At 60.7% G+C, this 12993-nt stretch carries 15 protein-coding genes; 1 reads left to right on the top strand and 14 read right to left on the bottom strand.

Annotated elements, in window-relative coordinates; all coding sequences use genetic code 11:
• Nucleotides 1–282 precede the first annotated feature (282 nt).
• A complete protein-coding gene (locus tag ASC85_RS26925) occupies nucleotides 283–1095 on the top strand; it encodes a c-type cytochrome (RefSeq protein WP_057452055.1) in 813 nt (270 codons plus the stop codon).
• Between the two features lie 183 nt (nucleotides 1096–1278).
• Here ASC85_RS26925 and ASC85_RS26920 read toward each other — a convergent pair whose 3' ends face one another.
• The 14 genes from ASC85_RS26920 to ASC85_RS26855 all read right to left on the bottom strand — a co-directional run bounded on the left by ASC85_RS26920 (nucleotide 1279) and on the right by ASC85_RS26855 (nucleotide 12823).
• Entirely contained in the window at nucleotides 1279–2082 is an 804-nt protein-coding gene (locus ASC85_RS26920) for a transglutaminase family protein (protein ID WP_057452054.1), read from the bottom strand.
• On the bottom strand, nucleotides 2079–3029 hold the full coding sequence (locus tag ASC85_RS26915; protein WP_003204175.1) for an alpha-E domain-containing protein: 951 nt from the start codon (nucleotides 3027–3029) through the stop codon (nucleotides 2079–2081). The genes ASC85_RS26920 and ASC85_RS26915 overlap by 4 nt, the downstream gene beginning before the upstream one ends.
• A 9-nt stretch (nucleotides 3030–3038) precedes the next feature.
• Nucleotides 3039–4448: a circularly permuted type 2 ATP-grasp protein gene (locus ASC85_RS26910; RefSeq protein WP_003204177.1), complete on the bottom strand. Its 1410-nt coding sequence runs from the start codon at nucleotides 4446–4448 to the stop codon at nucleotides 3039–3041.
• Nucleotides 4449–4877: 429 nt separating this feature from the next.
• Nucleotides 4878–5219 carry a ribonuclease E inhibitor RraB gene (locus ASC85_RS26905; RefSeq protein WP_003179463.1) on the bottom strand — a complete coding sequence of 114 codons (342 nt, stop codon included), beginning with the start codon at nucleotides 5217–5219 and terminating at the stop codon, nucleotides 4878–4880.
• A gap of 201 nt (nucleotides 5220–5420) precedes the next feature.
• Nucleotides 5421–5657 (bottom strand): hypothetical protein, encoded by a 237-nt coding sequence (locus ASC85_RS26900; protein WP_057452053.1) that lies wholly within the window; start codon nucleotides 5655–5657, stop codon nucleotides 5421–5423.
• A 138-nt stretch (nucleotides 5658–5795) separates the two neighbouring features.
• Nucleotides 5796–6404, bottom strand: coding sequence for an START domain-containing protein (locus ASC85_RS26895; RefSeq protein ID WP_057452052.1), 609 nt, complete (start codon nucleotides 6402–6404; stop codon nucleotides 5796–5798).
• 54 nt (nucleotides 6405–6458) lie between these two features.
• Nucleotides 6459–6713: a YkgJ family cysteine cluster protein gene (locus ASC85_RS26890; RefSeq protein ID WP_057452051.1), complete on the bottom strand. Its 255-nt coding sequence runs from the start codon at nucleotides 6711–6713 to the stop codon at nucleotides 6459–6461.
• Nucleotides 6714–6861: 148 nt separating this feature from the next.
• Complete coding sequence (locus ASC85_RS26885) at nucleotides 6862–7338, bottom strand: hypothetical protein (protein ID WP_057452050.1); 477 nt, start codon at nucleotides 7336–7338, stop codon at nucleotides 6862–6864.
• Nucleotides 7339–7423: 85 nt separating this feature from the next.
• The gene (locus ASC85_RS26880) at nucleotides 7424–8866 is read right to left on the bottom strand and encodes an aminotransferase-like domain-containing protein (protein WP_057452049.1); all 1443 of its coding nucleotides are present in this window, start codon (nucleotides 8864–8866) and stop codon (nucleotides 7424–7426) included.
• Nucleotides 8867–9066: 200 nt separating this feature from the next.
• Entirely contained in the window at nucleotides 9067–9876 is an 810-nt protein-coding gene (locus ASC85_RS26875; protein WP_057452048.1) for an OmpA family protein, read from the bottom strand.
• Entirely contained in the window at nucleotides 9873–10232 is a 360-nt protein-coding gene (locus tag ASC85_RS26870; protein WP_057452047.1) for a DUF4398 domain-containing protein, read from the bottom strand. The genes ASC85_RS26875 and ASC85_RS26870 overlap by 4 nt, the downstream gene beginning before the upstream one ends.
• Before the next feature lie 9 nt (nucleotides 10233–10241).
• Nucleotides 10242–11066 carry a substrate-binding periplasmic protein gene (locus ASC85_RS26865; RefSeq protein ID WP_057452046.1) on the bottom strand — a complete coding sequence of 275 codons (825 nt, stop codon included), beginning with the start codon at nucleotides 11064–11066 and terminating at the stop codon, nucleotides 10242–10244.
• Nucleotides 11067–11141: 75 nt separating this feature from the next.
• The gene (locus tag ASC85_RS26860; RefSeq protein ID WP_003204194.1) at nucleotides 11142–12071 is read right to left on the bottom strand and encodes an electron transfer flavoprotein subunit alpha/FixB family protein; all 930 of its coding nucleotides are present in this window, start codon (nucleotides 12069–12071) and stop codon (nucleotides 11142–11144) included.
• 2 nt (nucleotides 12072–12073) lie between these two features.
• Nucleotides 12074–12823: an electron transfer flavoprotein subunit beta/FixA family protein gene (locus ASC85_RS26855; RefSeq protein WP_014339477.1), complete on the bottom strand. Its 750-nt coding sequence runs from the start codon at nucleotides 12821–12823 to the stop codon at nucleotides 12074–12076.
• Nucleotides 12824–12993: the final 170 nt, after the last annotated feature.

Raw genomic sequence — 12993 nt, 5'->3', positions numbered from 1 at the left:
CGCCAGCCGCCATGGATATGCAGGCTGGCTTTTAGGAAATAACAATAAAGGCGGGTCAGCCATGTTCAAACATTCGAAAGTTCGCCAAGCCGGACTCATTCTCTTTGCCACGACGCTGCTGTTGATTTTGCCGAATATCACCAAGGTGATTGGCTGAATCCTGCGCGAGGGCATCTGCATCATTCATTAGTTGTGTCGCCAAAAAATGTGACGGGTTCTCTGTTCGAGCCGCGATGGCTGTGCCAACCTTTGCGGCCCCCCTCGACATGGAAGGCGATCGACTTGAAAGCTCTTATTGTGTTCGGGGCGTTGCTGCTCAGCACGCCCCTTTATGCCGCGCAACTGGTGCTGGAGTTGGGCGCGGGCACGCGTACCTGGCAAACCGAAGAACTGCTCAAGCACCCGGACGCTCAAACGGTCCAGATCGCTGATGACGTTTCCTACAAGAAGCCCATGACCTATCGAGCCGTACCGCTGACGGCACTGTTGACGGGCGTCCAAGCGGATGACCATCTGCAAGCTGTTGCCCTGGACGGCTTCGCTGCCGAAATGCCTGCGGCGCCATTACTCAACAAGAGTGGCGCCCGAGCCTGGCTGGCGATCGAGGACCCGGCCAAGCCCTGGCCATCGCTGGGGGAAGGCAAGCACAGTGCCGGGCCTTTCTACCTGGTCTGGACCGATCCGCAGGCTGGCCACATCAGCCCGGAGCAATGGCCCTACGCAGTGGCGACCATCAAGCGCCTGTCGGCCGTGGCCGAACGCTTCCCGGCCCTGCTGCCGGCGCCCAACCTGGCCAAGGACGACCCGATCAATAAAGGTTTCGAACTGTTCCAGAAAAATTGCCTGGCGTGCCATCGGCTCAATGGCGCAGGCGATGCACAGTTCGGCCCTGACCTGAACATCCCTTTCAACCCGACCGAATACTTCTCCGGGGATTTCCTCAAGCGCTACATTCGCGACCCGCAAGCGCTGCGTCGCTGGCCCCAGGGCAAGATGCCCGGATTCTCGGCTGCGGTGCTGCCGGATTCGGAGCTGGATTTGCTAGTGGGTTACTTGAAGCATATGGCGGGACGCAAGCAGCCGTTGGCCCCGTGAGATCGCTCCCTCTGGGCTGCGCCCTGTAGGAGCTGTCGAGTGCAACGAGGCTGCGATCTTTCCCCAACCACTTGAGTCTCAAGTGAAAGATCAAAAGATCAAAAGATCGCAGGCTTCGCCAGCTCCTACAGAACCCAGCGCGAGCTCGCCCTCCCTCGCCACAGAAGCGCCCCCGTTGGAGGGCTATTGTTGTTGCACCGTGATCACCGGTGCAGCAGGCACGACCAGCTTGGCATGCATCTGCTCGCAACCGCCGCCGCGGCGCATGCCACGCACCGGGCAGGCGTCCAGGTAATCCAGGCCCACGGCCAGCTTCAGGTGGCGCTCCGGGCGGGCCAGTTGGTTGGTCACGTCGAAGCTGTACCAGGCGTCGTCAAGCCAGGCTTCTGCCCAGGCATGGCTTGCCAGGTGTTCGCTCGCTTCGCTGAACAGATACCCCGACACATACCGCGCCGGCACCCCCAGGCTACGGGCGCAGGCCAGGAAGGCGTGGGTGTGATCCTGGCACACCCCGCTGCGACCGGCAAAAGCCTGGGCCGCACTGGTCTCCACCTCAGTGGTGCCAGGGGTGTAGATCATGTGCTGGTTCAGCCCGTGCATCAGGTCGATCAGCGCCGTGCGATCGCGACGCTGCTGGCATTGCTGCGCGGCGAAGGTGCGAAGGGCTTCGTCCGCTTCCGTTAGCCGGGTGAAGCGCAGGAACGGCAACGCTGACTGGCTCTCGTGCTCGGCTTCGCGCAACGGATCGATATCCACCTGCCCGCGGGCGCCGATGATGACCGTTTCGTGGGGTTCGTCCAGGGTCAGTACGTGAAGGATGTTGCCGAACGGGTCCAGCTGCGCCCGCACCGGCCGGGGCAAATCCAGTTGCCAGCTCAGTACATGCTGGCGTTCGCTGTCGTGGGGCGTCAGACGCAGGTACTGGATGCTGGCGCGCACCTGATCTTCATAGTGGTAGGCCGTTTCGTGGCTGATCGAGAGTCTCATATGACCTCCAGGTAGGAACTGTGAATGGCGTTGCCCAGTTCACGGACCAGTGGGATGAATTCGGTGAGCCAGGCATGCAGGCCCCCGTCGAGGATTTCATTGATGCCGGTGTAGCGCAGGCGTGCGTCCATTTCCGCCGCCAGCCGTTGTGCCTGCCGGCCGTTGGTGCCCGGCAGGCTCGCGAGGATCTGGTTGATTTCTTCGGTACAGGCGCGCAGCGAACGCGGTACGTCGGCACGCAACAGCAGCAACTCGGCCACATGACGAGCGCCCGGGGCGTCACGGTAGATCTCGGTGTAGGCCTCGAAGGACGACAAGGCCCGCAACAAGGCGCTCCATTGGTAATACGCGTGGGCCGTGCCATCGCTGACCGTGTCGGCCTGGTCGCCGGCCATTTCGTAGCGGGCGTCGAGCAAGCGCAGGGTGTTGTCGGCCCTTTCGATGAAGGTCCCCAGGCGAATGAAGCGGAACGCGTCGTTACGCATGATGGTGCCGTAGGTTGCACCACGAAACAGGTGGGATCGCTCCTTGATCCACTCGCAGAAACGGCTCATGCCGTAGCGATTCAAGCCTTGCTCGGCGATACCGCGAATTTCCAGCCAGGTGGCGTTGATGTTCTCCCACATGTCGGCGGTGATTCGCCCACGTACCGCGTGGGCACTGGCTCGCGCGGCGCCGAGGCAACTGTAGATACTGGCCGGGTTGGCCGCTTCCAGGGCAAAGAAATGCAGCAGGCGCTCGGCGTGCAACTCGCCGTGTCGCTCCCGGTAATCATCCAGCGTGCCGGTGATCAGCAATGGCATGGCCAGCTCGTGCAGGCCGTCGCCACGCCCGTCCTGGGGCATCAGTGACAACGAATAGCTGACGTCGAGCATCCGTGCGAGGTTCTCCGCACGCTCCAGGTAGCGCGACATCCAGTACAGGTCCGAGGCGGTTCTACTCAGCATGGCAGCTCCTCAATCCTCGACTACCCAAGTGTCCTTGGTCCCACCGCCCTGGGATGAATTCACCACCAGGGAGCCTTCACGCAGCGCCACCCGTGTCAGCCCGCCAGGCACCACGCGGGTCTCACGGCCAGCGAGCACAAACGGCCGCAAGTCGATGTGGCGCGGGGCGATGCCGTTTTCGACAAAGGTCGGGCAGGTCGAGAGCGACAACGTCGGTTGAGCGATGTAGGCGTGCGGCTTGGCCTTGATCCGCTCGCGGAAGGCATCGATCTGCGCCGTCGTCGCGGCCGGCCCCACCAGCATTCCATAACCGCCGGAACCCTGGGTTTCCTTGACCACCAGGTCGGGAAGATTCGCCAGCACGTGAGAAAGTTCGGCAGGATTACGACATTGCCATGTAGGGACGTTTTTCAGGATCGGCTCTTCGTCCAGGTAAAAACGGATCATGTCGGTGACGAACGGGTACACCGACTTGTCGTCCGCCACGCCCGTGCCGATGGCATTGGCCAGCACCACGTTGCCGGAACGGTAGGACGACAACAGGCCCGGCACCCCGAGCATCGAGTCCGGATTGAAGGCCAGTGGATCGAGGAACGCGTCGTCGAGGCGACGGTAGATCACATCCACCGCTTTCGGGCCGTCGGTGGTGCGCATGAACACCTTGTCATCCCGCACGAACAGGTCGGCGCCTTCCACCAACTCCACACCCATTTCCCGGGCCAGGAACGCGTGCTCGAAGAACGCGCTGTTGAAACGCCCTGGCGTGAGTACCACGACGCTGGGATCGTCCAGCGGGCTGGAGCTTTTCAGGGTGTCGAGCAGCAGGTTCGGATAATGGTCGATGGGGGCGATGCGCTGGGCGGCGAACAGTTCGGGGAACAGGCGCATCATCATCTTGCGGTCTTCGAGCATATAGCTGACGCCGCTAGGCGTACGAAGATTGTCTTCGAGCACGTAGTACGTGCCGTCACCGTCGCGCACCAGATCGACACCACAAATGTGCGCGTAGATGTCACGGTGCAGATCCAGCCCTTGCATCGCCAGTTGGTACTGCTCGTTGGCCAGCACCTGTTCGGCGGGGATGATCCCGGCTCGGATGATCCGTTGTTCGTGGTAGAGGTCGGCCAGGAACATGTTCAGCGCCTTGACCCGCTGGATGCAGCCGCGTTCGACCACCCGCCATTCACTGGCCGGGATGCTGCGCGGGATCGTGTCGAAAGGGATCAGGCGCTCGGTTCCCTGCTCGTCGCCGTAGAGCGTGAACGTAATGCCTGCACGATGAAACAACAGGTCGGCTTCGCGCCTGCGTTGCGCCAGCAGCTCATCAGGCGTTTCCGCCAGCCAGCGGGCAAACGCCTGGTAATGCGGGCGGACCTGGCCGTTGGCATCGTACATTTCATCAAAACCGCTGCGGATCATGCCGTACTCCTTGTCACCCTGACAGCAAGGCTTCGCAAGCCCCGTGCCATCGGCATAAACGCTTTATGATCAACGGGTTGGATTCTCCTCTGACAGGCTGCGCACCTTTCTGGTGCGGCAAATGCCCCCGCCCCGCTGCCCCCCGCTCCATTGCGACGCAGGGGCGTCGCTCTGCTGAGCATAGCCATGGAAAAACGACGCGGCTTGATCTGGATACAGTTAGGTACAAAACCTGGCGGTTGTGGTGTTGGCGGGGGACATGCTCACCTATTCGGCGTCCGCCACAAATCCCTGTGGGAGCCAAGCTTGCTCGCGATGGCGGTGGGTCAGCCCCTCATCCCACAGTAATGTTCAATGCTCGGGTAGTTCACAGACATGAAAACGGCCGACACAAAGGTCAGCCGTTGCTGTGGTTGCGGTGAGTAACTGTCAGGCCTGCAGGCGGCGGATCTCTTGCTTGACACCCCAGCCCTCGATCACTCCACCCAAGGGTTCGACGACTGCTTCAAAGTCTTGCTCGAAGTCGCCAATGTCATCGTAAGTGGCGTACATCACCCGGCTCAGTTCCAACGACCAAGCCCCATCGTCCCGTGCACTGATCTGCGCATTCAACGATTCTCCCCGAAAATGACCTGCCGCCCTGCGCGCCCGCTCCTCGTCCGGGAAAATGGCGTAGAACTCAATGGGATGGAATCGGGAAAAATCGAAACCGCCTTCTTTCATGCGGCGCAATACGCTGGTGCTGATGTCTTCTTGATAGGCTGTGCTCATGAAACGTCCTCCTGAAACCAATGGATAGACTTTCCGTCTTCCCGTGCGTGAAGCCCTCAGGCTGCAAGCGGTACGGCATCAAATGGCCGTCGGGACACAAGCATGTAGCTGACAAGACCGGACCTTGGCGATCCTTTCGATGATCTCAATTGCAGAGTAGCCGCAAGTGGCAGCCACTGCCAAGCGAGACCAGCCACCGTTTCATGAAATCGGTGTAATGCTGATGATTTCGATACTGTGCTGGGACTTGAGGTTCTTGACGGTGGGATCTTCGGTGCGACCTTCCAGGTCGTTGAGGTCCAGTTGGGCGGAAACGGGCAGCAATTTTTCGCGAATCAGTTGTGCAGCCTGCTCCATCGTAGGCTCCTGCTCGTAGTCGAACTGCTCGGCGATGGCTTCGCCATGATCATCCACGAAAGTGATTTCCCACTTTTGCATCGGTGTCTCCTTGATCGATTCAGGGCCTGGCTTACCTTTATCTCGACATTGAGGGACGGACAATCGTTCCGCCGGGCGTCTGGACGGCACACATGAAAAGACCGCCTCAGGGGCGGTCTGGGTAGGAGCCGTGGCCGATCAGTTTTCGGCGCGTTCCTTCAGGGCTTTCAAGGTGTTGAACGGCGCATCCACCACGAACTTGTTCGCCAGCCAGGACGGCACGTCACCCCCTGGTTCGGTGTGGACCTGGTAGGTCACTTCGATCTGGTCCGCGCCCTTTGGCGTAAACTTCCAGAAGCCGTCGACCTGGGCCACTCGCACGAAACCTTGCTCTTCAGGCAGGTATTTCGGCACGCCCTTGAGCTTGCGGGTCAGGCTGCCATCGGCGCCCTCCTCGGTGGTGACTTCCAGCACCGAGTCCCGAGCCGTCACCGGCCATGGCGTGTTGAACTGGGTGTAGGTCCAACTCTGATTACCTTCGTGCTTGAGCAGTTTCTGGCTCTTGCATTCATGAATCCAGGCGCAGGCGCCGGGAACGTCTTCCTGCAGGGCCCGCAGCTTGGCCATGGTGGTTTTCATCACCGTCACGCCACGGTAGGCCTTGTATTTGGAGCCCGCCACCTCACTGAGGGAAACCTTGATACCGTCCTTCTCCTTGGCAACCTGCCAGTCCTCTGCCTGAGCGGTGGCCGTTGCCAGCAATACGGTCAACCCACACAACACAGCCATACGATGCAGCGAACCCATAGTTCTTTTCCTTATTGTCCAAGTTCGTTCAGTTAGGATCCGTTCATTGACTCATTACGCTGCCGTGATTTGTTCCCACCAACCGATCAGCCGGATAGCCTCTTCACTGCTGCTGCCGCAAACCTCGATGTCGGCTTCGAACGCCGAGCACACCGCCGGACGCTCCGGCTGGCCGAAGATCCGGCACAGGTTATCGACCGACAATTGCGCGCAACGTTCTCCCGCCGGCTTGCCTAGGGGCATGCCAGGGATCGGTGAGCTGATGGAAGGGGCGATGCAACAGGCGCCACAGCCTTCACGGCATTTCATGACGACAACATCCTCACTACAGGTAATGGTTAGTAACAGAACACAGAGTAACGGCTAAAACACTCGTTTTAAATTACCGTCTGCGTGTTTTTTCGCCCATGGAGGGATGACCGAATGGTCAGCGACGAACTGCAGGCCTGTCGAAGGTTTATTGCTTGAATTCGAAGTCCAGCGCCGCGCCTTCCACCTCATTGCGCTCCTGGTTGCGCAGTGGCAGCTGCATTTCATTGCTCAACAAACGGCCATTGAGCTGAAACGGCCCGGGTTTCTCGCCGAACATCGACGGCAAGAGGGGCTCACGCTTGGACTGCACCACCTTACCCGGTGGTTGCAGTTCCTCGACCATCTCATGGGGCAGGCTCAAATCCAGCTGGGCCGGCGGCAATGGGGTCTTGGCGACCTCGTGGGCGGATTTGCTCTTGGAGGCGATGGGCGCGCGTTTTTTCTTCGCGGGTGCCGCCTTCTTGGCGGAAGGCTTTTTGACCGCTGTGGTTTTTTTCGGCGCATCCTTCGTGGCATTGGTGGCCGGTTTTTCCTGCACTGGCGCTGCCGCGACGACGCCCCCCATGTGGAAGGCGCTCAACAGGCCGATCAAAACCCAGGCAGCAGGAACAATGGCTTTCATAGACACAACGGCAGTAACGGCAGGGACCCCCATGCTCGCCTGATAATGAGGCGCTGACAAGCACATCGAGCTAAGCCGCTGACGTCTAAAGAAATCCGTTGGCCGTCTCCTGGCACAATTGAGTGGCCAACAGCCCCAGCGTCATCAAGGCCCGCTCCGCCTCACGGTTCCAGGCAGTGCCGCAGTTCAAGCGAATGCAGTGGTTGAACTGCTCGGTGTTACTGAAAATCAGCCCTGGCGCGATGCTGATGCCTTGTTGCAACGCCCGCACATGCAACTCCTGGGTGTTGACCCGCCCCGGCAGGCTGACCCACAGGATGAAGCCTCCAGTGGGACGGCTCATCTGCGTGCCTTCGGGGAAGTACTGCTGCACCGCCAGCTGAAAGGCGCTGAGGTTCTTGCGGTACTCCTGGCGGATATAGCGCAAGTGCCGGTCATAACCGCCGTTTTCCAGGTACGCGGCAATGCCCATCTGCGTGACGCTGCACGCCGAATGCGTACTGAAGGTCTGGAGCCGCTGGATTTCCTGCTGGAATTTCCCCGCGATCATCCAGCCGATGCGCACACCCGGCGACAATGTCTTGGAAAAACTCGAACAGTAGATGACCCGGTCCAGCCGGTCGTAGGCCTTGAGGGCCTTGGTGCGTCCCTGCTCGAACATCAACTCGCCATAGATATCGTCTTCGACGATCTGGATGTCGAAGTCCGACGCCAGGCGCAGCAACTGCTTTTGCCGCTCTTCCGGCATGGTGCCGCCGAGAGGGTTGCTCAGGCGCGTGGTCAGCACCAGCGCTTTGATCGACCATTGGTTGGCCGCCAGCTGCAAGGCCTCCAGGCTCATGCCGGTGACCGGGTCGCTGGGGATCTCGATGACCTTGAGACCCAACAGATCCGCCAGTTGCAGCAAGCCGTAATAGGTCGGCGACTCGGCGGCGATCAAGTCCCCCGGCCGCGTCAGCACCCGCAAGGACATCTGCAGCGCATCGACGCAGCCGTGGGTGATCACCACCTCGGAAGGGTCCACCACGACGCCGGCATCGCGCATGCGAATCGCCACTTGGCGGCGCAACGGCTCGAAACCCGGGCTGAACATGTAGCTGAACGCCCGCGGGCTGTGGAAACGCGTGACTTTGGCCAATTGCTGATGCAAGGCCCGAACCGGCAGATAGTCAACACTTGGCACCGCCGCCCCCAGGGGGAATACCCCTTCGCGGCGCGACTCGACCAATACTTGCTGGATGATGCTGCTGCGCGTCACCAGCCCCGGACGCTCTACCCGGGCAATGTCCGGCGTCGGTGCCGTCAGGGCCGGCGTCTGGTGCACGTAGTAGCCCGACTGCGGCCGCGCGCGGATCAGCCCCTGGTCTTCAAGGTTGGCGTAGGCCTGCAGCACCGTGGCATGGCTGACGTTGAGCTGCGAGCTCATCTTGCGCACCGACGGCACGCGTTCACCGGGCTGATACACACCGCGCCGGATGTCTTCAGCCAGCTGTTGAGCAATACGTTGATAGAGCAGGAGGTTGGTCATGACGCAGCACTCGATTTCACGGGCATTTTATTCTTGTCGGAAACGATACCGGAACAGTTTAGAAGTGTACTGGGACAGTTGCCAGATTACTCGACAGTACAGTGGAGTGACAGCTCTAACTGTACCCATCGTGCATCGATTGCAGGGCCAAAAAAACCCGGCGCCTTTTACGGGGGCCGGGTTTTCCAGTGACGCAACCCTCAGCGGGCGGCGCCGAGCTGGCCTTTTTCGTCGGAGAACACAATTTCAACGCGACGGTTCTGTGCCCGGCCACGCTCGGAAGCGTTGACGTCCACCGGGTATTGATCGCCGTAGCCTTCGACCTGGATGCGCTTTTCATCTATCCCCAGGTCCACCAGCACATCCGCCACCGCTTGCGCGCGGTCGCGAGACAGCTTGAGGTTTTCCTGCTTGCCGCCGGTGCTGTCGGTGTACCCCTCGATACGGACCACGCGCTTGGGGTTGAGCTGCAGGAACTGCACGATCTTGAGCACGACCCGGTTGGCCGAGTTCTTCAGTTCCGCTTCGCCGGTGTCGAACAGCACGTCACCCAGGGTCATCACCAGGCCGCGATCGGTTTGTGTGGTCGCCATCGCCATGATCTGTTCTTCAAGCCATTTGCCCTGCTGCTGCACGCTCAGCAACTTGGATTCACGCAGGGCCAATTGCAGGCGCTGGCGTTCCAGTTCGAGCTTGGCGGCACGCTCTTCGTTGAGCACCTGGTTGCTGTGCTCCCGGGCGATCGCACTGTAGCGCTGGCTCAGGTAGGCGTAATGCTGCACATCTTCGCCGCTGCCCCAGTAGCTGGACAAACGATCGGCACGGGCCAGGGATTCGCCAGCGCGGATCACGTCCCGGGGTGCGGCACGCAATACATTGGCGTCTTCCTTGACCTTCTGGAAGTCGGTGCTGGCCTGCTCGAGCGCCGCTTCGCTGCGCTGACCCGCGCAACCATACAAGCTGGCCAGGCCGGCGAGGACCAGGCCACCCAATACGTGGGAGTGCTTCATTGGGCATCCTCCCTCAATTGTTTGCGCAAGCGCTTGATGCGGGTTTCGAGCACGTTCAGTTGCTCCTGGCTCTTGAGGGTCAGCACCTTCGCTTCGGCCAGGCGGGCGTCGAGTTCGGCCTGTTCAGCCCGCATGCGCGCCTTCTTGTAGGATTCGTCGGCCATGTTGGATTTGGCGCGGGCGAATTTTTCTTCAGCCAGTTTCAATTCGGGCACTTCGTCGGCGGTGGCGCCAACAGCCCGGGCTTGCTCCAGTGCCTGTTCAGTCAGGCGGATCTGTTCATTCGGCGCCGGATCGGCTGCGCAACCCGCCAGAGCCAGGACGGCCAGGGCAGCGAAAAGAGGTCGAATAGTCACTAATGTTCCCTACTGTTTTGGGGCACTGACAGATGGCTGCAACTGTGTATTCCAACGCTCGAGATTGCGTTGCAACACAGCCTCCGCCAGGCCGGACGCGGCCAATTCTGTCATCTTTTGCGCCAGCTGTCCGCGTAACCATGGGTCATTGCAGGCGGAGTTATGGGAAATCGCGAGGAACAGCCCGGGTTTGTCCACCGGTTGCGGTGCGGCTTGCAGGTCGTTGGCCATCCCCAGTGTCTGCGCCATTGCCAAGCCCGAGTAGCGCCCCGCCAGGACATATTCCACCTCGCCCAGCAGCAGTTTCTGAAAGGCCTGGGTCAGGTTGGGCGTGCGTACCAGGGACAACTGCTGCTCGGCAAAGACGCCGAATCCCTGGGTCATGCGTGCCTTTTCCGACAAGGCCCCGGGATGACCGTGAAGGTCTGCGGGCTGGTTGATGACCAGCGTCGAGTCCTTGCGGGTCCAGACCAGGTAATCGTTTTCGAGCAAGGGCGGATGAACGTAATCCAGCACTTCAAGCCCGGTAGCGGACAGCGGCGCGTCGGTGAGCAGGTCCATGCGTCCGCTGCGCACTTCGTCCAACGCCTGGGCGCGCTTGCCGGCATACAGCAGTTCGATCTTGATCCCCAGTTCTTGCGCGACCTGCGCCAGCAGGTCGGCACCGGCGCCAATCAAATGCTTGGGGTCCTGAGGATCCTGCCAGAGATAGGGCGGCGCATCCGGGCTGCCGGTGGCGATCAGTCGTTCACATTTGCCGGCGGCGACAGACAGGCCTGGCACGAGCGCCAACGTCCACAGCAACGACCAGCCGGCCAAACGACGCAGATCCATGGCAATACGCTCCTCTGAGGCAGAAATAAAAAACCCGGCCAAAGGGCCGGGCTCTTTATAAGTGAAGACGCCGGATTAGACCAGCTTCTCCAGCTCAGGGATGGCTTCGAACAAGTCCGCCACCAGGCCGTAGTCGGCCACTTGGAAGATCGGCGCTTCTTCGTCCTTGTTGATCGCAACGATCACCTTGGAGTCTTTCATGCCGGCCAGGTGCTGGATTGCGCCGGAGATACCGACGGCGATGTACAGCTGTGGCGCAACGATCTTGCCGGTCTGGCCGACCTGCATGTCGTTAGGCACGAAACCGGCGTCGACCGCGGCGCGGGAAGCACCGACGGCGGCACCGAGCTTGTCGGCCAGGGCGTACAGGTGCTTGAAGTTGTCACCGTTCTGCATGCCACGCCCGCCCGAAACGACGATCTTGGCGGCGGTCAGTTCAGGACGATCGGACTTGGCCAGTTCTTCGTTGACGAAGCTGGAGATGCCGGCGTCGTGAGCAGCGCCTACGGCTTCAACGGCAGCCGAGCCACCTTCGGCGGCAACCGGGTCGAAACCGGTGGCGCGGACGGTGATGACCTTGACCGCTGCGGTCGACTGCACGGTGGCAATGGCGTTGCCGGCGTAGATCGGACGCTTGAAGGTGTCGGCGCTTTCTACCGAGATGATTTCGGAGATCTGGTCGACGTCCAGTGCAGCGGCCACGCGCGGCAGGATGTTCTTGCCGTTGGAGGTGGCGGCAGCCAGGATGTGGCTGTAGCCCTTGCCAAGCTCGGCAACCAGCGGCGCAACGTTTTCCGGCAGTTGGTGCGCGTAGGCAGCGTTGTCAGCCGACAGCACTTTGGCCACGCCAGCGATTTTCGCAGCGGCTTCAGCCACGGCGCCAGCGCCCTGGCCAGCCACCAGCACGTGAATATCGCCACCGATTTTAGCGGCAGCAGCAACGGTGTTCAGCGTGGCCGGAGCCAGCGCCTTGTTATCGTGTTCGGCGATTACGAGGATAGTCATGATCAGATCACCTTCGCTTCGTTTTTCAGTTTCTCGACCAGTTCAGCCACCGACTTGACCTTGATGCCCGCGCTGCGTGCAGCCGGCGCTTCGACCTTGAGGGTCTTGTTGGTGGAGGCGGTGGAAACGCCCAAAGCGTCAGGCGTCAGCACTTCAAGCGGCTTCTTCTTGGCTTTCATGATGTTTGGCAGCGACGCATAGCGCGGCTCGTTCAAACGCAGGTCGGTAGTGACGATCGCTGGCAGTTTCAGGGAAACGGTCTGCGCGCCGCCGTCGATCTCGCGGGTCACGGCAACGCTGTCGCCGGACACTTCGACCTTGGACGCGAAGGTGCCCTGACCATAGCCGCTCAATGCAGCGAGCATCTGGCCGGTCTGGTTGTTGTCGCTGTCGATGGCTTGTTTGCCGAGGATCACCAGCGATGGCTGTTCCTTGTCGACAACGGCCTTGAGCAGCTTGGCCACGGCCAGGGAGGTCAGGTCTTCGGCGGATTCGACGAGGATGGCGCGATCGGCACCCAGTGCCAGCGCGGTGCGCAGTTGTTCCTGGGCGGTGGTCGGGCCGATGGAGACGACGACGATCTCAGTCGCCACGCCCTTTTCTTTCAGGCGTACGGCTTCTTCTACGGCGATTTCGCAGAAAGGGTTCATCGACATCTTGACGTTGGCGAGGTCGACGCCGGAGTTGTCCGCCTTGACGCGAACCTTGACGTTATAGTCGACCACTCGTTTGACAGCTACAAGAACCTTCATGGATTCCTCGTTACTCTCCGGTGAAAAAAAGTCGCCTAGGCGAACCTGGCGGTTGATGCTCATGGGCGCAAGGGCACCTCTAAAAACGCCGGCATGAACCACACATGACCCAGCTCACGGGAGTGAAGACCATTCGTCAGTGATGACCGATGAGTCATTCATTATCGCGG

The sequence above is a fragment of the Pseudomonas sp. Root401 genome, assembly GCF_001425105.1.
Classification (GTDB): Bacteria; Pseudomonadota; Gammaproteobacteria; order Pseudomonadales; family Pseudomonadaceae; genus Aquipseudomonas; species Aquipseudomonas brassicacearum.
The sequence above is the reverse complement of the archived record's forward strand: the minus strand, read 5'-3'. Positions and strand labels throughout refer to the sequence as shown.